This window comes from Streptomyces sp. NBC_01506, assembly GCF_045040295.1.
GTDB lineage: Bacteria > Actinomycetota > Actinomycetes > Streptomycetales > Streptomycetaceae > Streptomyces.
Map to the genome: position 1 here is coordinate 7,101,927 of NZ_CP109422.1, position 22,491 is coordinate 7,124,417.

The 22,491-nt window shown below is 70.8% G+C and carries 19 protein-coding genes; 9 read left to right on the forward strand and 10 right to left on the reverse strand.

The window, feature by feature from the left end; genetic code table 11:
- Window positions 1-41: 41 nt before the first annotated feature.
- Complete coding sequence (locus OG329_RS31905) at window positions 42-2,072, reverse strand: glycosyl hydrolase family 28-related protein (RefSeq protein ID WP_405799848.1); 2,031 nt, start codon at window positions 2,070-2,072, stop codon at window positions 42-44.
- Between the two features lie 329 nt (window positions 2,073-2,401).
- Between OG329_RS31905 and OG329_RS31910 the strand changes: the two genes are divergently transcribed.
- Window positions 2,402-3,001: a SigE family RNA polymerase sigma factor gene (locus tag OG329_RS31910; RefSeq protein WP_405799849.1), complete on the forward strand. Its 600-nt coding sequence runs from the start codon at window positions 2,402-2,404 to the stop codon at window positions 2,999-3,001.
- Window positions 2,998-4,230, forward strand: a complete 1,233-nt coding sequence (locus tag OG329_RS31915; protein WP_405799850.1) for a hypothetical protein — start codon at window positions 2,998-3,000, stop codon at window positions 4,228-4,230. The genes OG329_RS31910 and OG329_RS31915 overlap by 4 nt, the downstream gene beginning before the upstream one ends.
- On the opposite strand, the gene OG329_RS31920 is transcribed toward OG329_RS31915, so the two are convergent.
- The gene (locus OG329_RS31920) at window positions 4,188-5,594 is read right to left on the reverse strand and encodes a hypothetical protein (protein WP_405799851.1); all 1,407 of its coding nucleotides are present in this window, start codon (window positions 5,592-5,594) and stop codon (window positions 4,188-4,190) included. The genes OG329_RS31915 and OG329_RS31920 overlap by 43 nt on opposite strands.
- 266 nt (window positions 5,595-5,860) lie before the next feature.
- Between OG329_RS31920 and OG329_RS31925 the strand changes: the two genes are divergently transcribed.
- The 4 genes from OG329_RS31925 (at window position 5,861) to OG329_RS31940 (ending at window position 10,737) form a co-directional block, all read left to right on the forward strand.
- The gene (locus OG329_RS31925) at window positions 5,861-7,009 is read left to right on the forward strand and encodes an exo-alpha-sialidase (protein WP_405799852.1); all 1,149 of its coding nucleotides are present in this window, start codon (window positions 5,861-5,863) and stop codon (window positions 7,007-7,009) included.
- A gap of 111 nt (window positions 7,010-7,120) precedes the next feature.
- On the forward strand, window positions 7,121-9,385 hold the full coding sequence (locus OG329_RS31930) for a SpoIIE family protein phosphatase (protein WP_405799853.1): 2,265 nt from the start codon (window positions 7,121-7,123) through the stop codon (window positions 9,383-9,385).
- A 365-nt stretch (window positions 9,386-9,750) separates the two neighbouring features.
- Entirely contained in the window at window positions 9,751-10,275 is a 525-nt protein-coding gene (locus OG329_RS31935) for a hypothetical protein (RefSeq protein WP_405799854.1), read from the forward strand.
- A 180-nt stretch (window positions 10,276-10,455) separates the two neighbouring features.
- The gene (locus OG329_RS31940) at window positions 10,456-10,737 is read left to right on the forward strand and encodes a DUF6959 family protein (RefSeq protein WP_405799855.1); all 282 of its coding nucleotides are present in this window, start codon (window positions 10,456-10,458) and stop codon (window positions 10,735-10,737) included.
- Between the two features lie 204 nt (window positions 10,738-10,941).
- Here the strand turns inward: OG329_RS31940 and glnA are convergent, their stop codons facing one another.
- Entirely contained in the window at window positions 10,942-12,351 is a 1,410-nt protein-coding gene (gene glnA, locus OG329_RS31945; protein WP_405799856.1) for a type I glutamate--ammonia ligase, read from the reverse strand.
- A gap of 321 nt (window positions 12,352-12,672) precedes the next feature.
- Between glnA and OG329_RS31950 the strand changes: the two genes are divergently transcribed.
- Window positions 12,673-13,137: an RDD family protein gene (locus tag OG329_RS31950; RefSeq protein WP_405799857.1), complete on the forward strand. Its 465-nt coding sequence runs from the start codon at window positions 12,673-12,675 to the stop codon at window positions 13,135-13,137.
- 83 nt (window positions 13,138-13,220) lie between these two features.
- On the opposite strand, the gene OG329_RS31955 is transcribed toward OG329_RS31950, so the two are convergent.
- The 4 genes from OG329_RS31955 to lipB all read right to left on the reverse strand — a co-directional run bounded on the left by OG329_RS31955 (window position 13,221) and on the right by lipB (window position 16,443).
- A complete protein-coding gene (locus OG329_RS31955) occupies window positions 13,221-13,919 on the reverse strand; it encodes a DUF4191 domain-containing protein (protein WP_405799858.1) in 699 nt (232 codons plus the stop codon).
- A gap of 19 nt (window positions 13,920-13,938) precedes the next feature.
- Complete coding sequence (locus OG329_RS31960) at window positions 13,939-14,139, reverse strand: hypothetical protein (protein WP_405802130.1); 201 nt, start codon at window positions 14,137-14,139, stop codon at window positions 13,939-13,941.
- Window positions 14,140-14,448: 309 nt separating this feature from the next.
- Entirely contained in the window at window positions 14,449-15,414 is a 966-nt protein-coding gene (gene lipA, locus OG329_RS31965; RefSeq protein ID WP_405799859.1) for a lipoyl synthase, read from the reverse strand.
- Between the two features lie 162 nt (window positions 15,415-15,576).
- Entirely contained in the window at window positions 15,577-16,443 is an 867-nt protein-coding gene (gene lipB / locus OG329_RS31970) for a lipoyl(octanoyl) transferase LipB (RefSeq protein ID WP_405799860.1), read from the reverse strand.
- Between the two features lie 301 nt (window positions 16,444-16,744).
- On the opposite strand from lipB, the gene OG329_RS31975 reads away from it, so the two are divergent.
- Entirely contained in the window at window positions 16,745-18,397 is a 1,653-nt protein-coding gene (locus tag OG329_RS31975; RefSeq protein ID WP_405799861.1) for a regulator, read from the forward strand.
- A 20-nt stretch (window positions 18,398-18,417) separates the two neighbouring features.
- Here OG329_RS31975 and OG329_RS31980 read toward each other — a convergent pair whose 3' ends face one another.
- Complete coding sequence (locus tag OG329_RS31980) at window positions 18,418-19,938, reverse strand: FAD-dependent oxidoreductase (protein ID WP_405799862.1); 1,521 nt, start codon at window positions 19,936-19,938, stop codon at window positions 18,418-18,420.
- 579 nt (window positions 19,939-20,517) lie between these two features.
- Window positions 20,518-21,417, reverse strand: coding sequence for a TIGR01777 family oxidoreductase (locus OG329_RS31985; RefSeq protein ID WP_405802131.1), 900 nt, complete (start codon window positions 21,415-21,417; stop codon window positions 20,518-20,520).
- 36 nt (window positions 21,418-21,453) lie between these two features.
- On the opposite strand from OG329_RS31985, the gene OG329_RS31990 reads away from it, so the two are divergent.
- Window positions 21,454-21,948, forward strand: coding sequence for a GNAT family N-acetyltransferase (locus tag OG329_RS31990; protein ID WP_405799863.1), 495 nt, complete (start codon window positions 21,454-21,456; stop codon window positions 21,946-21,948).
- Between the two features lie 14 nt (window positions 21,949-21,962).
- Here OG329_RS31990 and OG329_RS31995 read toward each other — a convergent pair whose 3' ends face one another.
- Window positions 21,963-22,487 (reverse strand): DUF4240 domain-containing protein, encoded by a 525-nt coding sequence (locus OG329_RS31995; RefSeq protein ID WP_405799864.1) that lies wholly within the window; start codon window positions 22,485-22,487, stop codon window positions 21,963-21,965.
- Between the last annotated feature and the right edge of the window lie 4 nt (window positions 22,488-22,491).

A 22,491-nucleotide genomic window follows, 5' to 3' on the forward strand; every position in this document is an offset into this window, starting at 1 on the left:
CCACGCACGGTGGGGACCCGGACCGCCGGACCGCCGGACCGCTACCAGGTCGTCGGTGCGGGCGGTGCGACCACCGGCGGGCGGTCGTCGCACGTGATGGTGTTCGGCAGCAGCCAGGGCGCCAGCCACGACTGCGTACCCCGGCCGCCGTCGTTGCCACCGAGGTCGGTGAGGGCGAACTCGGAACCGGTGGCGGGGAAGTTGAAGGAGCCGCAGTTGTTGACGCCCACCGCGCCGACATTGCGCGCGTCCACGTTCTCGAAGGACGCGGACCCCTTAACCCGCGCGCTGACCGCCGACGTACCCGTCCCGTCGATCCTGATGTCCTTGAAGCGGACGCCGTCGATCGCGTACAGGTCCTTCACCCCGTAATCGCTGACCAGCATGATCGCGTTGTACGTGCTGTCGAGATAGTGGTCGCCGGTCACCCGGACGTCCGCGTCGATGTCCTTGTCGAGCGCGTAGAGCCAGATGGCTCCCAGCCCGATCTTCCAGTTCAGCTCGTAAGTCCCGGCGCGCACCGTCGTGTTGTCGGTGAAGTCGAGCCGCCCGGCGAACGGCTCGGCGCCGAAGCGCGACCCGGCGTGCAGGGCGCTGCCCTCCCGGACCGGGTCGGCGACGAGATTGCCCGAGACGGTGTTGTCCGTGCCGCCGTAGACCGCGATGCCGTTGGCCAGGACCGGTGACTGCACGGTGTTGCGCGTGAACGTGTTCCGCGCGTTGGCGGTCTTCTCCGACCACATCGCGAGTCCGTCGTCGCCGGTGTTGCGGACGAAGTTGTCGGACACGACCGAATTCGTCACACCCGTATGGAAGTTCAGGGCGTCCGCGATCTGGTCCACGATGATGTTGCCGGTGACGCGGACGTTCGACATCGGTCCGTCGAACCACAGGCCGACCTTGGTGTGCCGGATGTACAGACCCTTGATCGTCGAATCGCTCATCGCCCCGCCGACGCCGTTGACCTGGTCGGTGTCGATCCGCTCCCGTACGTCGCCCTCGATGGCGAAACCGGACAGATGGACGTTACGGCTGCCGCCGTCCGCCGCGTCCTTGCCGTAGAAGCCGACGCCGGTGTGGACCGAGCCGTCCGGCGCGGGCCGGTCGAGGGTGACCTGGCGGCCCTTGACGACGGTGTGCCAGTTGCCCGCGCCCTCGATCGTGACGTCGTCCACCAGGATGTGACGGTTCACCTGATAGGTGCCCGGCGGGATGTAGACCGTGAGGTGCTTGCGCTTCGCGTAGGCGATCGCCCGGTCGAAGGCGTCGGCGGAGTCGCGGCGGCCGAGCGGATCGGCGCCGAAGCGCAGCACGTTCGCGGCGCCGGGCCGCACCTGGGGCGCGCCGACCAGCTCCGAGTCGAGCAGGTCCACGACCGTCCAGTTGGCCGCGCTGCCGGCCGGGACCGTCAGCCGTACCGTGTCACCGGCGCGGTAGGTCCGGTCGAGCTTGAGGCGCTGCTCGTCGTAGAAGTGGCTCGGGCGGAACGGCTTCGTGATGACGGGTGCGGGTGTCGTCGCGGCGGGCACGCACCCGCACTCGGTGATCCACCAGTCGGGGTGCAGCAGGTCGGCGCCGGGGTCGTTGGAGAAGGGGTACTGGTTGTAGAGCCAGGCGTACTGCGAGGTGAGCGTCATGGTCTTACGGCCCTTGCCGTTGACCGTGACATCGAGGGGCGCGGTGATGCCGCCGCCCCCGGGCGCGTCCGGGATGCTGTAGCGCACGGTGATCGCGTTGGCGGCGCTGGGCAGGGTGAACTCCACGTACTGCTTGGGCGTCAGCTTCACCGCCGTACGGCCGGAGGCTTCGGACGGCAGCGTGTACGCGGTCCGGTCCGGCCCGATGACCGCGCCGTTCGTCGCGGCGTTCTCCGCCTCCTGCTCGGCGAAGCCGACGCGGGCGCCCCGGCCGGAGACGAGCGTGGGGTCGAGGGCGGCACGGGTGACGACGGGCGCGGCGGGCGCGGCGTACGGGGCGGTGTCCGGCGAGGCGAGGGCGGTGCCGCCGCCGCTCAGCAGGCCGACAGTCAGACCGAGCCCGACTGCGGCGGCGGTCAACGAGGTCCACGACATCTAAAGCTCGATTCTCTTGGGGAGGACGAACGTCTGTGGGGCTGACGCTCGGCGGAGCGGACGCCGTGGGGGTGAGGTGGACATTAGGACCGCCGTGCCTCGCTCCACAAGATGCCTGCGAGCAGATTTCGTACGGCTGCGACTCAACTGCGGTCAGGAGTCGACTTCTTGCGTAGCGCATCATGATCGCTTACGGGTGATTCGGATTCGGGCGGGACGCGGGCCGGATCGTGGAGAGACCTTCGCACCGCCCGGCATAGTGAAGGCCCCTCGCGCGCGTCAGCACGGGTAGGCAGGGCCGCCCGGCCCGCCAGGAGAAGAAGGTGACGATGGACGCCACAAGCCAGGAGAGCTTCCTGGAATTCGTGCGGAACAGGTCGACCGCCCTGCTCAGAACCGCCGTACTGCTCAGTGGCGGCGACCGCCACGCGGGCGAGGACCTGCTGCAGAACGCGCTCGCCAAGGCCGCCGGCCGCTGGCACCGTATCGACGAACCGGAGGCGTACGTACGGCAGATCCTCTACCGGCAGCAGATCAGCCGGTGGCGGCTCAAGGGCCGCCGCAAGGAACTCACCGTCGCCGAGCCGCCCGACCTCGGCGCCGACACCAGGACCGCGTCCACCACCGACGCCACCGGTGACGCGGAACTGCGCCTCGTCATGCGTGACGCGCTGGCGCGGCTCACCGCGCGACAGCGCGCCGTACTCGTGCTGCGCTACTTCGAGGATCTGCCCGAGGCCGATGTCGCGCGCCTGCTCGGCTGTTCGGTCGGCACGGTCCGCTCCACCACCCACCGCTCGCTCGCCCGGCTGCGCGCCCTCGCGCCCGAACTCGCGCTGCTCGACGCTTCTGACGCTTCTGACCCGTCGAACAGCGAACGGCGGCAGCCGCCGTCCCGTGACTTCGCCCCCGTGGAGGTACGACCGTGAACGTCGAGGAACTTGTCCGGGCCTCTCTGCGTGAGCAGGCCGCCGACACCGCGTCCGCACCCGCCGACCTGGCAGGCCGGGTCCTCGCCGGACGCCGCCGCCGTAAAGTACGCGCCCTCGCCGGTGCCGCCGCCACGACCGCCCTGGTGATCGCCGCCGCCGTGGCCGTACCCGCCGCGTTCGACTCGGACAGCGGGGCCACGCGGCTGGCGAGCGAGGCGTCCCGAGGCAAGACCCTCACGAATGTCGAGCAGTCGCCGCCGCGTGACCTGATCGCGGTCGGCGACCAGGCACTCGCCGCGTACTTCACGTCCCGCATGGACAAGCAGCCCAACCGCGACGAGATCATGACCCGCACCTACTCGCTGCTGGACCAGAAGACCGGAAAGTACGAGGTGGACGCGCGCTGGGCCTATCTGGCGGTTGCGCCCGGCATGCGCACGGCGGCGGTCCTGGAACGCCAACTGCCCGCCAAGCGCATCGGAATTCTGGATCTGCTCACCAAGAAGGTGACGCGCTGGATCCCGCTCGAGGGAGTGGAGGGTGGTGTCGGCGCGGTCGAGTTCTCGCCGGACGGCAAGAAGCTGATCGCCACGACGTACGACAAGAACCCGGACCGCACCTACTGGTCGAAAAGGATCCCGGTGAACAACACCGACGAGCCCCAACCCGTGCCCTGCCGCACCGGCTTCGCGATCGTCGACGTCGAGACGGGCGAGTCCAACTGGCACGAGCTGCCCGCGTTCACGGAACCGGAGTACGACAGGGCCTTCGGCTCCGGCGAGTACTTGCGGTTCAACGACGACGGCACGCTCGTGTACGAGTTCATCAACATGGCCCCCAGCCGGATCTTCCGCGACCTGAGCGGCAAGGAGGTGCCCGCGCCGCCCAAGGAGAGGCACGTCGACCTCATCATGGCTCCGGCGGGTCTCTCCCCGAACGGTGAACTCGTCGCGGGCCCCTTCGCCGGCGGAGCGCGTACGACGGCGACCCAGGTCCTTGACCCGGAGACCGGCAAGCGCGTGGCCAAGCTGAAGGGCCAGGAACTCCTCGCCTGGGCCGACGACAAGCGCCTGATCGCCTGGGACATCGCCCCCGGCGGCGGTGAGTTCGACAACCGTCTGGTGCTGATCACCATCGGCAGCGACAAGGTGGTCTCGCTCAGCGGAGCCCGTACGCCGAAGGACTACTCGGCGGGCCGCTGGGAACCGATCTTCGCCAAGCGCTGACGCAAGCGCGTGCCGTGCCCTGGACCTCGCGTGAGCGCGCGCGTGCGCGACGGGTCCGGGGCCGGGGCCGGGGCCCTCGGCCGTGCCCGCCGGCGTCTGCGCCATCGCAGCAGTGCGGGCAGCCACGGCAAGGTGCCGACGACGAGCAGGATCGACAGCAGGGGCACCCGCCACCAGGACGACAGATGCGCCGGGGGCGGGGGCAGGGCCGGGGCCTGGCTCTCCGCGACCCACGGCCGGGCCGTCTTCGACCACGCCACGAACGCGTCGCCGATCGGGACCAGCCCGAACGCGTAACGCTTCGTCCATGGGGTGCTGACCGGTGCGCCGATCAACTCCCCGTAGTTGGCGATGCCTTCGGCCAGTGAGGCATCGCCCTGGACCTGCGCGGCGCCGAGCGTGACGACCGTCGCGGACAGGCTCACGCCGAGGGGGAGCGGTCCGGAGTCGACGTCGGCCGGGCCGTCCATGCCCCGGGGATACTCCCGCGTGGTCGGCCCGAGACCGAGCGGAGTCACGACGTACCGATCGCGGAAACGCACGTACTGCTCACGGGCGAAATCCGGGTCTATGTCGACCAGGAACCGCTGGATGATGCTCTGCGAGGTGCCCCTGGCCACCTCAAGGGGGTCGCCGGTGTCGGGGGCGACGCGGTGCGGCAGCAGTCTCGTACGGGGGTCGAGACGCTGCCGTACACCGTCGAGCCACCGCTCCACGGTGCCGGTGAAGCGGGCGGGCAGCAGCGTGTCGTGCAGCCGGAGCGAGGCCACGGCGACGGTCGAGTCGACGGGCCACGCCTGCCCCGGATAGGCCATCAGATAGGGCGACTTGGAGCCGTCGAACGCCGCGCCGATGGCCGCCGAATCCGCCGCGAACCGCCGCACCTGCGCCGCGTCGCGCGAGCCGGCCGACTGCAACGACAGGACGCCGCCGCGCAGCCAGTTGGTCCAGCCGCGGTAGAACACCCCGTAGGACGGGGTCAGTTCCGCGCTGAACGCGGCCCGCCCGGCCGCCGAGTCCAACCGCCCCAGCGCCCACCGCGCCTCGCGCAGCGCCTCGGCCCGCGACTCACCGGCAGGCTCCCGCATCCCCAACTCGACCCAGCTCAGCCCGTACAGCGCGTGCAGGAAGAAGTACCCCTCGGGGAACTGCTGTTGGGCCTCGTCTCCGGCACCGTCGTCCAACGCCGTGCGTATGAAGGCGAGTTGACCGCGCACTCCGGGAGGCTCACCGTCCACGCCCCCGGTGGCGGGCGCCGAGAGCCGTACCGCCCCGATCAGCGCACACCCGCTGACGAACACGGCGACCACGATGCGCGCCCAACGCAGCACCTGACGGGTGGGTGTTGACGGCTGTTCGGGCATCCGGCGATCTTACGGGCCGCGTGCCGTACGCCGTGTGTCGTGCGCCGTGTGGCGTGCGCCGTACTCCGTGCATGTGCTGTTCACGCCCCGGCAGCCGGGAGTTCCCGGTGGTGTGGGTGCGGCGGGATGGGCTGGGAGGGATGAGAAGGCTTGGCATGAATGGGGCGGGGCGCTTGGGCGTCATCGGGCTCGGAGTGTTGATGGTGGGGTGCCAGATGGGTTCGGGGTCGAGTGATGCCGATGCGGCGGCCGGGGAGTGCGGGGCGGTGGATGTGTTCGTCTCCGGGCAGGACGGCTACGACACCTTCCGGATTCCGGCCGTCGTGGCGGTGCGGGAGCCGGGTGCCGGGCGGCAGGTGCTGGTCGCGTTCGCGGAGGGGCGGCGGCTGGGGAAGGCGGACCACGGGGACGTGGATGTGGTGCGGCGCCTTTCGTACGACGGCGGGTGCACCTGGTCCGAGCTGCGGCCGGTCGCCGACTCCGGCCAGGACACGCTGGGCAACCCCGCGCCGGTGGCCGTGGGGGACGGTGGCCGGGTGGTGCTGCTGACCACGCGCAACGGTGGTGACGCCACGGAGTCCGCGATCATGACGGGGCAGGCGGCCCCGGAGGACGGGCGGCGGGTGTTCGCCCAGTCCAGCGCGGACGCGGGGGCCACCTGGTCCGCGCCGCGCGAGATCACCGGGCAGGTCAAGCGGGCCGACTGGCGCTGGTACGCCACCGGCCCCGGCCACGGCGTCGAGCTGACCACCGGACCCGACGCGGGGCGCCTGGTCGTCGGCGCGAACCACTCCGTGGCCCCGGCGGACGACGGTACGGACACGGGCGCGGAGCCCCGCCACTACGCCGGGCACTCGCTGCTCAGCGACGACGGCGGACAGACCTGGCGGATCGGGTACGTGGACGCGGCCGGCGACGGCACCCACCATGTGAACGAGACGGCCGTCGCCCAACTCCCCGACGGCACGGTCTACTTCAACGCCCGCGACCAGAAGGGCAGCGCGCCCGGCAACCGGGTGCACGCCTGGAGCCGCGACGGTGGCGCGACGCTCGACGCCCCTTTCGAGGCGGCGACCGACATCACCGCGCCGCCCGTGCAGGGCAGCCTCCTCCAGGTCGCCGGGGCGGACAAGGGGACGGCCGACGCCCCGCTCCTGATGGCCGCCCCCGCCGCCCCTCGCGACCGGGCGTGGATGACCGTACGCGCGAGCGCGGACGGCGGCGCGACATGGTCGACCGGCTACCGGCTCTCCGACGCCAAGGCCGGCTACTGCGACCTCGTACGGATCGACGCCGAGCACATCGGGATCCTGTACGAGACGGGGACGACCACCCCGTACGAGGCCATCCGCTTCACCCCCTTCCCGGTCGCCGCGCTGACGACAGACCGTGAGCACCCCGACCCGACGCGGTGAAAGCGGCGGCGACCGGACGCCGAACAGGACGGACGGCCGGTTCGCGGCGATGATGGAAGGGCGCGGTAGATCCCCCGACAACGACGTCGGACGTGAGATCGGCAGGCATCGATGGAATTGAAGCGGGAGCCGCTGTTCACCGTGGACGTGGCCGGGCGGGTCACCTGGTGGAGCGACGCCGCCGTACGTCTGTTCGGCCACCCGGCGGAACGTGTGCTGAACCGTGCCGCGGTGGAGGCAGTCGCCGGATCCCCCGTCCCGCTGCGTGCCGTTCCCCGCGCGGACGCCGGTGGCTGGGACATCCACCCGGCCAGCGCCCCCGCCGACGGCGCGCTTTTCGGGCTGGAGGGCGCGCTGGTAGAGGCTCTGTTCGTCGAATCGCGCATGGGCCTTGTCGTCGTCGACCATGACCTGCGGCTGGTGCGGGTCAGCGCGGCGGCCACGGCGATGGACGGCCGCTCGCCGGACGGACTCCTCGGCAGGCGCGTCGACGAGGCGTACGACCTGGAGTACCCCGAGCGCGAGATCGAGGCCGCCCGCGAGGTGCTGGAGACCGGGACACCGGTGTTCTCGCGGCTGGTCACGATCTTCACCACGACGCCTCCGCGTCGGCGTCAGTACTTCGACGTCTCCGCCTTCCGGCTGTCCCCGCCGTACCGGGAGACGGTCGCCCTGGCCATGACCCTGCGGGACGTGACCCGCCGGGAACGCAACCGCCGGCGGGCCGCCGCCGTCTCCCGCGTCCGCGAACGGGTGGGCCGCTCCCTGGTGGTGATGGACAACTGCCAGGACCTGGCCGACGCGCTGGCCCCCGGTTTCGCGGACATCGCCCTCGTCGCCCTCACCGAACAGGTCGCCGGCGGTGACCCTCCCCCCTTGTACCCCGTCGACACCGAGAAGCTGCTGCTACGGCGTGCGGCCTTCGCCACCGGCGGGCCGGCCGACCCCGACGACGGAACCGGCGAGGTGAGCGCCGCCGGCGACGAGACCTCGTACAACGAGGCCCTGCGCGGGCAACGAGCCGTGCTCGTACACGCCGCCGAGGACGGCGGCGGACTCGCCGACCTCCCGTCGCGGAACGCCGCGCTGCGACGGGCCCGCGCCCACAGCATGATCGTGGCCCCGCTGACCGTACGGGGCCGGGTGCTGGGGCTTCTGCGGCTGATGCGGTGCGGCGACTCCGACTACTTCACCAGACTCGACCGGGCGGCCGTGGAGGACGCCGTCACGCACGCGGCCCTGTGCCTGGACAACGCCCAGCGCGCCGCGCACGACCGCGCCCTGGCCTCCACGGTGCACCGCAAGTTCCTGCCCGAGCGGCCCAGCCCGCAACTGGGCATCGACACCGCGTACGTCGCGCTGTCGCCGAGTGCGCAGAGCCGTACCTGGTTCGATGTCATCCCGCTGTCCGGGGCCCGGTGCGCGCTGGCCGTGGGCGACATCGACGGCGCCGGACCCCACGCGATGGCCGCCATGGGACACCTGCGCACCGCGCTGCGCGTCCTGGCCGATCTGGAACTCCAGCCGGACGAACTGCTCGCCCGGCTCGGTGACACCGTGACCAGGCTGTCCGAGGGGCGGGCCACCAAGGACCCCACCACCACTCTGACGGCGAGCTGCACCTTCGCCCTCTACGACCCGGTGGGGAAGCTCTGCCTGGTCGCCTGCGCGGGCCAGCGCGGGCCGCGCGTGATCGGCCCGGACGGCCGTACGGAGCGGATCGACGCCCCGGTCGGTCCCCGTCTGGGCGCTCCCGAGACTTTGCCGTTCGCGATGGCGGGCCGGACCCTGGACAGCGGGAGCACCCTCATCCTGGCCGGTGACGAACTGGACGAAGCGCTCGACGCGGAGATCATCAGCCGGCTCCTGCCCACGTGCGAGTCGGCGCAGGACCTCGCGGACGGTCTGTTCAACCGGCTGGCGACCAGTCCCCGCCACACCGGCACCGCGCTGGTGGCCCGCACCCGCCGTCTGTCGGACGAGCACACCGCGGTGTGGGAACTGCCCTCGGAGGACCGGGCCGCTTCGGAGGCCCGCCGACGGACGCGCCGCTGGCTGACCGGGCTCTCCCACCCACCCTCCGACGACAGCGTCGACTCCGCCGGCCTGCTGGTGAGCGAACTGGTCACCAACGCGGTGCGCTACGGCACACCACCCATCACCCTGCGCCTCATCCTCGACCAGTCCCTGACGGTAGAGGTGGCCGACTCCAGCTCGGTGACCCCCGACCTCCGGCACCCCAGAGTGACGGACGAAGGCGGCCGCGGACTGTTCATCGTCTCGCAGATCACCCACAAGTGGGGCACCCGCCGATCCTCGACCGGCAAGACGATCTGGGCGGAGCAGCCCCTGGACGAGGCGGCCGACGGGGACTGATCGCGTACCCGGCCTCACTGACGGGCCGGGGGACCCACCGGGTACGGCTTCAGTCGTGGCTCAGGGCCGCAGAGAACCGCGGCGTACCGCGTCCAGCCGGGGAGGGGTGGCCGATCCGCGGAGTTCGGCACACGCGTCGGAGTTTGCCGCACTCGCCGAGGCCAAGAGCACCGACGGCAAGGTGGAAGTCACGTCCTTGCGCGACGAGAGCAGCGAGGTGTTCGCGACACCTGAAGGCGCGTTGGAGGCGAGGGAGTACCTGCGTCCGGTTCGGACTCGTATCGATGGTGCGTGGCAGCCGACCGACACCACTCTCGTCAGGACGGAGGACGGAGGACGGCGCCGTCGCTCCGAAGGCCGCCTCGGTGGAGATCACGTTCTCCGGTGGCGGCGACGGTCCGCTGGTGACCATGGAACGCGCCGGAAGGTCACTCGAACTGGCGTGGCCCCGCGGCGTTCCCGCACCGGAACTGGCTGGAGACACAGCCACCTACCGAGACATCCTTCCGGCCGTGGATCTCCGGCTCGGCGCGATGCCGGACGGATTCACCCAGCTCCTTGTGGTCAAGACGCAGGAAGCGGCCACGAATCCCGAACTGACAGAGCTGCGCCTGAAGCTCGCCGCCGAGCCCGGGGAGGAGGAGCCGGGTGCGGGCGAGTCGGGGCGGTTGGCCCCGGTGGAGGTCGATGTGGCCCAGGACGGTCGCGAACTGGTACTGACCCCGGACCCGTCCCTCCTGAACGGCTCCGACACGGTGTATCCGGTTTTCATCGACCCTCAGCGGCTGGGTGTACTGCAAGCCGTACGACACGAAACGGCTGTTCTACCAGCTACCGACCTCGTCGTTCGCCGGCAAGTCCATCCTGTCCGCGGAATTCGTTGTGCGTGAGACCCATGCCGCCTCCTGTGACAAGCGAGAGGTTCAGCTCTGGCGGACGAAGGGGATCTCCTCTTCAAGCTCGCTACCCAAGGCCGATATAACTGTAGGCATTGGGAGACAACAGGACATCTTCACCGGGCCGCTAGCTGATGACCTGCCGCATATCACCTTCTACCCCAGAGGAACCAAGTGAACGAGTCGAAAGGTCAAGCGGCGGTGCTGGCTGAATCCGGGAACTTCTCGGTGGTTCACCTGGAGGGGCGACGGTACCCGGCAGTTGCAGTTCAGGGCGATTCGTTGAAGGTTCTCCACGAAGCTGTGGAGGAGCTCTCCGGGTACCTTCGGTCAGGAGATCTCGCTGAGGCCAAATTCTCTTTCGCGGAGATTCAGGCGACGATTTCTTCGCTCAAGTCCTTCTACGAAAGGACGCTGCGAGACGAGGGGGTGGGGCTTCCTTACATTGCTGAATGAAGAGCCAACGAGGGCCACTGCCCCGGCAGGGGGCAGCGGCCCTCGTAGTGTCTCTGACGTCACGTCAGGGAATCGCTCCGGCGGTGCGCACTCGGTGCACAAGACGGTGGAAAGCAAGCAGTCGCCGTGAGAACTGGTGAGAAGTGTCCTCGCAGGTCAGCGCCTGTCTGTGAGCCTTCCGCCCAAGTGGCCGGACCTCGCGGTCTAGATGTCGAAGTACAGCTCGAACTCGTGCGGGTGCGGGCGGAGTTGGATCGGGGCGATCTCGTTCGTGCGCTTGTAGTCGATCCACGTCTCGATCAGGTCCGACGTGAACACGCCGCCCGCCTGGAGGTACTCGTTGTCGGCCTCCAGGGCCTCCAGGACCGCCGGGAGTGAGGTCGGGACCTGGGCCACGCCCGCGTGCTCCTCCGGGGCCAGTTCGTAGAGGTCCTTGTCGATCGGCTCCGCCGGCTCGATCTTGTTCTTGATGCCGTCCAGGCCCGCGAGGAGCAGGGCCGAGAAGGCCAGGTACGGGTTGGACGACGGGTCCGGGGCGCGGAATTCGACGCGCTTGGCCTTCGGGTTGGAGCCCGTGATCGGGATACGCATCGCGGCCGAGCGGTTGCGCTGCGAGTAGACCAGGTTGACCGGGGCCTCGAAGCCGGGGACCAGGCGGTGGTACGAGTTCACCGTCGGGTTCGTGAACGCCAGCAGCGACGGCGCGTGGCGCAGGATGCCGCCGATGTAGTAGCGGGCGGTGTCCGACAGGCCCGCGTAACCCTGCTCGTCGTAGAACAGCGGGTCGCCACCGGCCCACAGGGACTGGTGGACGTGCATGCCCGAGCCGTTGTCGCCGAAGATCGGCTTGGGCATGAAGGTCGCGGTCTTGTTGTTGCGCCAGGCGACGTTCTTCACGATGTACTTGAAGAGCATCAGGTCGTCGGCCGCGGCCAGCAGCGTGTTGAACTTGTAGTTGATCTCGGCCTGGCCGGCGGTGCCGACCTCGTGGTGCTGGCGCTCGACCTGGAGGCCGACGGCGTCCAGCTCCAGGGAGATCTCGGCGCGCAGGTCGGCGAAGTGGTCGACCGGCGGGGCGGGGAAGTAGCCGCCCTTGTAACGGACCTTGTAGCCGCGGTTGTCCTCGGCCGAGCCCGTGTTCCAGGCGCCGGCCTCGGAGTCGATGTGGTAGAAGCTCTCGTTCGACGTCGTGTTGAAGCGGACGCTGTCGAAGACGTAGAACTCGGCCTCCGGGCCGAAGTACGCGGTGTCCGCGATGCCGGTGGAGGCGAGGTACGCCTCGGCCTTCTTGGCGATGTTGCGCGGGTCGCGGCTGTACTGCTCGCCCGTGATCGGGTCGTGGATGAAGAAGTTGATGTTCACTGTCTTGTCGCGGCGGAAGGGGTCCACCCGAGCGGTCGACAGGTCCGCGCGAAGCGCCATGTCCGACTCGTGGATGGCCTGGAAACCGCGGATCGACGAGCCGTCGAAAGCCAGCTCGTCCGCCGGGTCGAACGCCTTCGCCGGGATCGTGAAGTGCTGCATCACGCCAGGCAGGTCGCAGAATCGGACGTCTACGAATTTCACGTCCTCGTCCGCGATGTACTTCTTGGCCTCGTCGGCGTTCTGGAACATCCAGCTCCTCCTCCTCCCGTCCCGGGGAGGGGCGGGGGTTTATCGCTACTGGTCGTGTGGCCAGTGCGGTGGCACACGCAGGACCCGACCATAGGGACGCGGGATTTCTCAGGCATGACCCGTTTGTTTCGCCGAAGTTAACCGGCCAGGGTGTGTGCCGTTCCACAGACAGGCCACGGCGGCCGGAATCGATTGGCCGGGAGGGTCGGGCCAAAGGGGGCCGAGGGGACGAGGAGGCGGCGCGGGACCCTCGCGTGCCGGGTGGCCCGTTCCGTACCCCCGGGGCCTGGCGCGCACGCGCACGCGCAGTACCGTGTTCGGGTGGACAACAGGGAAGCAATCGGATCGTGGCTCTCCGGACCGCGCGCGGCGGCCGAGGAGATGGGCGCGGACTTCGGATACCGGGGCCAGCGCCTCGGGCTGCCGAAGGAAGGCCCTGGTTCCGTCGCCCCTCTCGGGCGGCGCTTCGGCGCCCTCTTCGTCGACTGGGCGCTGTGCATGCTGATCGCGTTCGGACTCCTCGCCGACAACCCGCAGTCGGCGAGCAACTACGCGCTCGGGGTACTCCTCGTCATGAACATCCTCACCGTCGGGACGGTCGGCTCCACCGTCGGCAAGCGTCTCTTCGGACTGCGGGTCATCTCCGAGCGCCACGACCGGCTCGGCTTCGGATGGGCCGTGGTCCGCAGCGTGCTGCTGTGCCTGGCCGTACCCGCCCTCGTCTGGGACCGCGACGGGCGCGGGCTGCACGACCGTCTCGCCCGCGCCGTACAGGTGCGGATCTGACACGCACAGGGCATAGGAGAGGGCGGCCGGGAACTCGCGTTCCACGCCGCCCTCATATGTGTCCGAAGACCGGAGAAGCCCGGTCAGCGCATCTTGCCTCCGCGCGGCATCCGCATGCCCTTGGGCATCGGCCCCTTGGGCAACGGCATGTTGCTCATCAGGTCGCCCATCGCCCGCAGCCGGTCGTTGGCCGCCGTCACCTGCGGGCCGGAGAGCACCCGAGGCAGCTTGAGCATCGTCGTACGGACCTTCTTCAGCGGCACCTGACCCTCGCCGTCGCCGACGATGATGTCGTGCACCGGCACATCGATGACGATGCGCGCCATCTTCTTCTTCTCGGCCGCCAGCAGACTCTTCAGCCGGTTCGGATTGCCCTCCGCCACCAGCACGATGCCGGCCTTGCCGACCGCGCGGTGAATCACGTCCTGGCTGCGGTTCATCGCGATCGCCGGAGTGGTGGACCAGCCACGGCCCACGTTCTCCAGCACCGCCGCCGCCGCTCCCGGCTGGCCCTCCATCTGCCCGAAGGCAGCACGCTCGGCGCGGCGTCCGAAGACGATCGCCATCGCGAGGAAGGCCAGAATGAAGCCCAGAATGCCCAGATAAATGGGGTGACCGACCAGAAAGCCGATCGCGAGGAAGACACCGAAGGTGACGATTCCCACACCCGCGACGACGAGACCGACCTTCTTGTCGGCCCGTCGGGTCATCTTGTAGGTAAGAGCGATCTGCTTCAGTCGCCCAGTTTCCGCAGCAGTGTCTGCGTTTTCCTTCCTCGCCATGAACGGAAGTTTACGTGGCTCAGGAGGTACGGCCCGACACGGCCTCCAGTACGTGCTGCGCCTCGACCCGGTCCTTGGCCCGGCGGCGGTCCTCCAGGACGGCCGTCCAGGCGTTGCGGCGGGCCGTGCGCTGGCCGCCGCTGAGGAGGAGCGACTCCACGGCGCGCAGGGCGTGGGAGACGGAGGGCAGGGCGGTGGGGCGGGTGGCTGCCGCCATCACCTCGGTGAGGGGTCGTACCGGCGCGGCCTGCATGGTGGCTGTTCCCCCTAGGAACTGGTGCGGGTGGCGGGGTCTGTCGCGGGGACTACTGACGAGGGTTACCCACCGGTGTTACCAGTGCGTGACCAAGCGGTCAAACGGCCGTGAATGCCCGAAGCCGGGCCCCGGAACAGCGCCGCGGCCCGTACGCGGCCCCCGACCTGCGGGGAGCGTACGGGCCGCGGCGACACGGCCGTTACTGTTAAGTAGCCGCTTGTGCTCGGATTCACACAGCGGGCGCGCGGAGCGTACGGGCGCGAGCCGCCGGATTCACACCGCCTGGCGCACGGACCGGGCGCCCCGGCGCTCGGACGCCTGCTGGAACAGCCGTCCCGCGCGGTACGAGGACCGGACCAGCGGCCCCGACATCACACCGGAGTAGCCGATCGCCTCGGCCTCGTCCTTCAGCTCCACGAACTCGTGCGGCTTCACCCAGCGTTCGACGGGGTGGTGGCGCGCGGAGGGCCGCAGATACTGCGTGATCGTGATCAGCTCGCAGCCCGCGTCGTGCAGATCACGCAGCGCGTCGCTGACCTCCTCACGCGTCTCGCCCATACCGAGGATCAGGTTGGACTTCGTGATCAGACCGGCCTCGCGGGCCCGCGTGATGACGTCGAGGGAGCGCTCGTAACGGAAGCCGGGACGGATCCGCTTGAAGATCCTCGGCACCGTCTCGACGTTGTGCGCCAGGACCTCGGGGCGCGAGGAGAAGACCTCGGCGAGCGCCGCGGGCTCGGCGTTGAAGTCGGGGATGAGGAGTTCGACCTTCGTACGGCCCGCCGCGCGCTGCGCGGTCTGCGCGTGGATCTGGCGCACGGTCTCCGCGTACAGCCACGCGCCGCCGTCCGCCAGGTCGTCGCGGGCGACGCCGGTGATCGTGGCGTAGTTCAGGTCCATCGTGACGACGGACTCGCCGACGCGGCGCGGCTCGTCGCGGTCCAGCGCCTCGGGCTTGCCCGTGTCGATCTGGCAGAAGTCACAGCGCCTCGTGCACTGGTCACCGCCGATGAGGAAGGTCGCCTCGCGGTCCTCCCAGCACTCGTAGATGTTGGGACAGCCGGCCTCCTGGCACACGGTGTGCAGACCCTCGCTTTTCACGAGCTTCTGCATCTTGGTGTACTCGGGCCCCATCTTCGCCCGGGTCTTGATCCACTCGGGCTTGCGCTCGATGGGGGTCTGGCTGTTCCGGACCTCCAGGCGCAGCATCTTGCGTCCGTCGGGTGCGACAGCGGACACGTCCGGCACCTCTCTCTGCTGGCGCGGCATTCGAATCTTCGGCGAACACCAGAGTACGCCCGTTGATTGTTCGGTACTGCGTGGCCATGGCATCGCATGGCATTGGGCCAACCGGTGGCCGGTGAAGGGCATTCCCCCTCCGGCGGTCACCGGGCCGGTCGGTCAGGTGACCGCCGGCTCGACAGCCCCGGTCCCGGCTTCGGCCCAGGTGCCGGTCTCGGCCCAGGTGCCGGTCTCGGCCTCGCGGGGTTTCGGCTCCGCGTGCTCCAGCACCTCGCGCAGATGGTGCTCCACCACGGGAAGCACCTCTGCGACGGTGAGGTCGTGACCCAGTTCGTACGCGAGCGACGTCACGCCCGCGTCCCGGATCCCGCACGGCACGATCTTGTCGAACCAGGTGTTGTCCGGGTTCACGTTCAGCGAGAAGCCGTGCATCGTCACGCCCTTGGCGACGCGGATGCCGATCTGGGCGAGCTTGCGGTCCTCGCGGCGCTGGCCCGCGTTGGAGGGGGCGTACTCGGGGCCGTTCAGCCGGGGGTCGAACTCCCCGTCGGTCGCCCGGGGATCCGTCCGGGGAGCGAAGTCCAGCGACAGACCGCCCGGGGAGGGACGCTCCTCCACCGGATCGCCGAGCACCCATACGCCGCTGCGGCCCTCCACCCGCGTCGTCGCCACGCCGAAATCGGTCGCCGTGCGGATCAGCGCCTCCTCAAGACGGCGTACGTGCGCCACCACGTCCACGGGACGCGGCAGCTTGAGGATGGGATAGCCGACGAGCTGGCCCAGGCCGTGCCAGGTGATCTTGCCGCCCCGGTCGACGTCCACGACAGGGGTGCCGTCCAGGGGGCGCTCGCTGTCCTGCGTACGCCGCCCCGCCGTGTAGACGGGCTGATGTTCGAGCAGCAGGCAGGTGTCGGGGACCTCGTCCGCGAAGCGGGCCGCGTGGACCTCACGCTGCCTCTGCCACGCCTCCCGGTACTCGACGGCGTCGCCGCCGAAGCCCAGATGGACGAACCGCAGCTCACTCACGGCATTGCCTCCCTCACTCTGCGCCCGGGATCGGAGGGTGTCCCCACGACAGCCGGGCACGGTGCACGTATCGCGCCTCAGCCACTGTACGGCCGCGTCCCGCGGGGTCGCCCGGCAGGCCCGGAGGGCCCTCGGCGGCGTACCGGAGCCGTCTGCGCGGCGCGTCAGCGAAGATCGCAATCCTCACACGATCGGATGAATGTGGGACGAACGTGACGGTGCGGGCAGCTCCGACCGCTAAATTCGCGCCGTTCCATGAGGGCTGCTCCCGGGGCCCGGAAGGCAGGAGACCGTACAGCAAATGTCGGAACGACCTCCGCAGCGCACCCCCAACCGCCAGCTCGCCGCGCTCATCGCAGAAGCCGGTTTCTCCAACGCGGGTCTCGCCCGCCGGGTGGACCAGCTCGGGCTCGAACACGGCCTCGACCTGCGGTACGACAAGACATCCGTAACCCGCTGGCTGCGCGGCCAGCAGCCACGCGGCACCACACCCGCACTGATCGCCGAGGTCTTCACACGCCGGCTCGGCCGGCGGCTATCCGCGCAGGATCTGGGGCTGGACGCCTGCGCGCCCGTCTACGCGGGGCTGGAATTCGCCGCGACCCCCGAGGAAGCCGTCGACATCGTCGGCGGGCTCTGGCGCAAGGACTCGGGAAGCCACGCGGAGCTGCGCAAGATCGCCTTCACCCCGGCGGGGCTCGTCGTGCCGAGCCGCGACTGGCTGATCGGCCGCGCCGACGAACGCGTCGGGCACGACGGGCAGGCCGCGTCCGTGGCCGCCGGAGCGGCCCGGCTTCCGGGGCAGGGACCCGGCCGGGCGACGGCGCGGACCGCCGGCCCCCGACCCGTCGTCACGGGGCCGGGGACGTCGTCGTACGGCACGCCCTCCTACGGAGGCGGCGGCGCCGACAGCGACGGCGACGGTGCGGTCCGCGCGGGGGACACCGCGGGCGTACGGGTGCCCGCCCAGGGGCGCGCCACCGTGCCCCGGCAGTCCGCCGCCGTCCCCGCCGGTGTACCGCCGGCCCGGCAGACGGACCGCGTCGCCGGGCAGCGGGTCGGCGGTGGCGACGTCGCGGCCCTGCGCTCCGTCAGCGAGCTGTTCCGCACCCTCGACCAGGCGTACGGCGGCGGCCACGCCCGGCAGGCGCTGGTGCGGTATCTGGAGCACGAGTGCGAGCCGATGCTGCGGGGCGTGTACGGCGAGACCACCGGACGGCGGCTGTTCGCCGCCGCGGCCGACCTGACCAGGCTGGCCGGCTGGACCTCGTACGACATCGCGGCGCACGGGCTCGCGCAGCGCTACTTCGTCCAGGCGCTGCGGCTGTCCCAGGCGGCGGGCGACCGGGCGTACGGCTCCTTCGTCCTGATCACCATGAGCCGCCAGGCCGTCTACCTCGGCCACGGCCGCGAAGCGGTCCAGCTCGCCCGCGTCGCCCAACAGGGCGTCGGCTCCGCCGCGCCGCCCGTGGTGCAGTCGCTGCTGCACTCCGTCGAGGCGCGCGGCCACGGCGTGCTCGGCGAGGCACGGGCCTGCACCGCCTCGCTCCTGCGGGCCGAGCGCGCCCTGGAGTCGGCGCGGCCCGGCGACGACGTGCCGCACTGGGCACGCACCTTCGACGAAGGACAGCTCGCCGACGAGTTCGGGCACTGCTACCGCGACCTCCAGCAGTACCGCGCGGCGGTCGAACACGCGGAACGCTCACTTCAGTTACGGTCACCCGCGTTCGCGCGCAGCCGTCTCTTCTGCCGGGTGGTGCTCGCCTCCGCCCGACTGGGACTCGGCGAACTGGACCAGGCGTGCGCGCTGGGAGCGGAGGCGGCGCAGCAGGCCACGGAGATCCGCTCGGCGCGTGCGGTGGACTACGTACGGGACTTCGAGCGGCGGCTGGAGCCGTACCGGGACGCGCCGGCCGTACGCGACTACCGGGACCGGATCGCGGCGTTCGGCTGACCGGGGCCCTGTATGCCCTCCTACGCCGCTGTCGGGAGCTGGACGGTCCCGTGGTCCGGTCGTACGCCCAGGTCGTCCAGGATCGCGTACGCGGCCCTGCGGCCCGACGAGAGCGCGCCCTGGACGGTGCTGGTGTCGCGGTGGTCCCCGCACACGTACAGACCCGACAGGAGCCGCACCTGACGGCGCAGATCGTGCGGCGGCGGCATGGCCGGGACCGCCTCCGGGTCGTGCTGGACGGCCAGCAGCTCCCAGTCGGCGGTCGGCACGCCGTACAGCGTGGCCAGATGCGCGCGGACCGCGCCGTCGAGCTCCGCCTCGGGAGGCGGCGTACGCAGCCCCAGCACCGTCGAGGAGATCAGCGTCCGGCCGGCCGGGGCGCGCGACGGGTCCACCGCGCTCATGACCGCCGTGTGCGCGACGGGGCCGCCGCGCCGGTCCCCGTCCAGCAGCAGCGCGGGATCGGTCAGCGGCGGTGTGGGGGCCGTGTGGTGAAGGACCGTCACGGAGTGGAAGCCGGGCACCCGCAGGCCCGGCAGCAGCTCGGCGGCGGCGCGGGCGCCCGTCGCCACGAGCAGGGAGCGGCAGGAGATCTCGCCGTGCTCCTTCGTACCGACGGAGCTGATCGACGCGTCCGTCACGCACACGCCCGTACGCACCGTGCCGGGCGGCAGCGTGGCCGCCAGCAGCTCCGGCAGCGCGGTCGCGCCGCCCTCCGGGACGCACAGCCGGCCCCGGGCGAAGCTGCGCAGAGCCAGGTCCGCGCAGCGGCTCGACGTGGTGAGGTCCGGATCGCACAACAGCGCGGACAGCAACGGGCGTACGAAGCCGTCGACCGTCCGCGCGGGCAGCCCGCGCGCGGACAGCGCGGCGAGGGCGGGGCGTTCGGGGCGGGCCAGCAGACGGTTCACCGGAGTGGTCGCGAGGCGGCCGAGAGCCGCGTGGAGGCGGGCCTGGTCGAGCGCGTTGCCCAGCGGGGGGCGGGAGCCCGGCCGGCCGGCGGCCCTGGCCCTCGGGACGCGGGTCCGTGCGGCCCGCGAGCGCGGGGCGCTTGCCAGGGCGCGTGCGGCGGTCAGTGCGCCCCGTGCGCTCCCCGCCGTGACGGTGACGCCCGCGCGGTGGCGCCGGCCCTCGCTGTGCACGAGGACGCCCGGCGAGAACATCCGTAAGGAGACGTCGCGGAGCGCCGGGGTGCGGATCAGTTCCGGGTACGAGGTGTTGAGCAACTGGCCCATGCGGTCGAGCCGGAAGCCGTCCAGGCTCTCGGTGGCCATTCTGCCGCCGATGTAAGGGGCGGCCTCCAGGACAGTGACTGTTACGCCCGCGCGGGTTAGCTGGTGAGCCGCCGACAGACCGGCGATTCCGGCGCCAATGATGACGACGTCCGCGTGATGTTCAGTGCTGAGCACGTGCCCCTCCCCGAGGTCGGCGCGGCTGTGCGGTCCTGGGCTGGTGCCCTGGCCCCACTCAGGGAATACCCGAGTCCGGCTCGAGACTAGGAAGGGAACCGGCCGTTCGCAGTCGCGCAGTGGCGGGGGCATGGGTGCGTGTGGGGCGCACGGGTTGCCGTCCGGCGGTGGTGCTGCCGGGTCGCGCCTGCGGGCGCGTTTCGTCCTCAAGCGCCGGACGGGCTTGGTGGTTGCGGTGGTGGCCGGGGGCCGCTCCGGGGTCATGCCCGGACGGCATGATTTACGGCGCCCAGCGGTCCTGGTGAGGGTGCTGGTCCGGGTTGCGCCACAAATCACGCTTTAGTGTCCGGACACGACCCCTGCGCGTCCCCCTTCAACCCGCAGGGGGTGGGGTTTGCCTGAACTGCGGGCCGGGGCGGCGTGGAGGGGGGCGGGGTCGGAGGGTGGGGGTGTTCGGACACTCAGGCTGATTTGTGTCGCGTGAACATGCCGGCCCCGTCGAGACCAATGAGCCCTGCACGCGGCGTAAATCACGCCGTCCGGACATACCCACCCGGAGGGCCCGCACCCCGACCGTGGCAACGAGACCGCAACCACCAAGCCCGGCCGGCGCTTGAGGCCAACGACCACCGGCCCGCAGGCGGCAAACAAAACCCGCAACCACCCAGCCCGTCCGGCGCTTGAGGACAACCCGACCACCGGGCGGAACGGTCAACGAAACGCCGACATAATCGATTCGTCGATCTTCGGGAACGCGAACGTGAACCCCGACTCCAGCAGCCGCCTCGGCCGCACCCGTTGGCTGCCCAGTACGTCCGCCGAGAACTCGCCCAGCGCCGCCTTCAGTGCCACGGACGGCACCGCGAAGACCGTCGGGCGGTGCAGCACGCGCCCCATCGCCGCCGTGACCTCACGGTTCGTCACCGGTTCGGGGGCGGTCAGGTTCACCGGGCCCGACAGGGACTCCGTGTCGATCAGATGCCGTAGCGCCGCCACGTGGTCGTGCAGGGAGATGAAGCTCCAGTACTGCTCCCCGTTGCCCAGCCGGCCGCCCACCCCCGCCCGGAAGATGGGGAACAGCCGCCCCCACGCGCCGCCCTCGCGGGCCACGACGAGCCCCGTGCGGGCGAACACCGTCCGTACGCCCGCGTCCGCCGCGGGGGCCGCCGCGTCCTCCCATTCGACGCACACGGAGGGCAGGAACCCCTCGCCCGGCGGCGCCGACTCGTCCACCGCGCGGTCGCCCGTGTCGCCGTAGTAGCCGATGGCCGATCCGCACACCAGGACCTTCGGCGGGGTGTCGAGGGAAGCCACGGCCTCGGCGATCGCCGCCGTACCGAGGACGCGGCTGTCCCTGATCTCCTTCTTGTACGCGTCGGTCCACCGGTGGTCCGCGACCCCCGCGCCCGCCAGATGGACGACGGCCTCGCAGCCGTACAGCCCGCTCACGTCCACGTACTGGCGGGAGGGGTCCCACTCGACCTCGTCGCCCGCCCGGGAGGGATGCCGGACCAGGCGCACCACCTCGTGCCCGTCCGCTCGCAGGGAGCGCGTGAGCGCCGTGCCGATAAGCCCGTTGGAGCCGGTGATCGCGATCCTCATAAAGACCATCCTGCCGTTGCCCGCCCACATGGGACAGTTGATGTCATGCCCGAACCACACATACGTGCCGCGCTCCCCTCGGACGACGGCGCCCTGAGCCGCCTCGACCACGACACCTGGTCCTTTCTGCACGCGGTGGCACCCAGGCAGGAGCCGCCGTTCGAGCCGTTCTTCGACGCCCGGCACCGGCCGGACGACTATCTGATCGCCGAGGTCGACGGCCGGATCGCGGGCTATCTCCGGACGGTGCCGCCCACGCCGCTGGCCTGCAACGCGCACGTCCGGCAGATCCAGGGGCTCGCCGTGCACGAGTGGGCGCGCGGCCGGGGCGTGGCGAGGCTGCTGCTGCGGGCGGCGATGGAGCGGGCGCGCGCCGAGGGTGCGGTGCGTATGACGCTGCGTGTGCTCGGGCACAACAAGCCGGCGCGCGCCCTCTACGAGTCGGCGGGCTTCGTGGTGGAGGGCGTACTGCCGGGGGAGTTCTTCCTGGACCGGCAGTACGTGGACGACGTGCTGATGGGGCGTTCGCTGGACGTCTGAAGACGCGTGGGCGGTCAGTCGACGCCGAACCGTTCCCACAGGCGCGGCAGCCGGTCGGCGAGCGCCTGTGAGTCCTCGAAGTCGACGGGGGTGCCCTCGGGCTCCGGGGCCTGCGGGGCGACCCCCAGGTCGGGCGCGACGGAGCCGGTGAGCTGTTCGTACGCCTCGTCGGCCGCGTACCCCAGCTCCTCGCCGTCGCCGTCGACCTCCTCGTCGAACTCGCCGATGAGTTCGGCGAGGCTGTCGGGGTCGTGCACGGCGCCCTCGAACATCTCCCGGCCCTGGCCGATGAGCCAGCAGCGGAAGTAGTCGAACGCGTCGTCGCTCGCGCCGCCGAGCAGGATCGCGGCGGCGGCCCACAGATCCCAGTGGTACGCGCGGTTGTAGCGGGTCTCGAAGTGCCGGGCGAAGTCCAGGACCGAGTCGGGGTCCAACTGGAGCAGCCGCTCCACGAGGAGATCGGCGTGCTCGTCCGGGTCACCGCCGGCCGCCTCACGCGTGGCGTCGATGATCTCCCAGAACTCCGTCTCGTCGGTCACGGGT

Coding starts and splice junctions, on each gene's coding strand:
- OG329_RS31905 (WP_405799848.1), bottom strand. CDS start 2,072: ATGTCGTGGACCTCGTTGACCGCCGCCGCAGTCGGGCTCGGTCTGACT.
- OG329_RS31910 (WP_405799849.1), top strand. CDS start 2,402: ATGGACGCCACAAGCCAGGAGAGCTTCCTGGAATTCGTGCGGAACAGG.
- OG329_RS31920 (WP_405799851.1), bottom strand. CDS start 5,594: ATGCCCGAACAGCCGTCAACACCCACCCGTCAGGTGCTGCGTTGGGCG.
- OG329_RS31930 (WP_405799853.1), top strand. CDS start 7,121: ATGGAATTGAAGCGGGAGCCGCTGTTCACCGTGGACGTGGCCGGGCGG.
- glnA (WP_405799856.1), bottom strand. CDS start 12,351: ATGTTCCAGAACGCCGACGAGGCCAAGAAGTACATCGCGGACGAGGAC.
- OG329_RS31955 (WP_405799858.1), bottom strand. CDS start 13,919: ATGGCGAGGAAGGAAAACGCAGACACTGCTGCGGAAACTGGGCGACTG.
- OG329_RS31975 (WP_405799861.1), top strand. CDS start 16,745: ATGTCGGAACGACCTCCGCAGCGCACCCCCAACCGCCAGCTCGCCGCG.
- OG329_RS31980 (WP_405799862.1), bottom strand. CDS start 19,938: ATGCCCCCGCCACTGCGCGACTGCGAACGGCCGGTTCCCTTCCTAGTC.
- OG329_RS31985 (WP_405802131.1), bottom strand. CDS start 21,417: ATGGTCTTTATGAGGATCGCGATCACCGGCTCCAACGGGCTTATCGGC.
- OG329_RS31990 (WP_405799863.1), top strand. CDS start 21,454: ATGCCCGAACCACACATACGTGCCGCGCTCCCCTCGGACGACGGCGCC.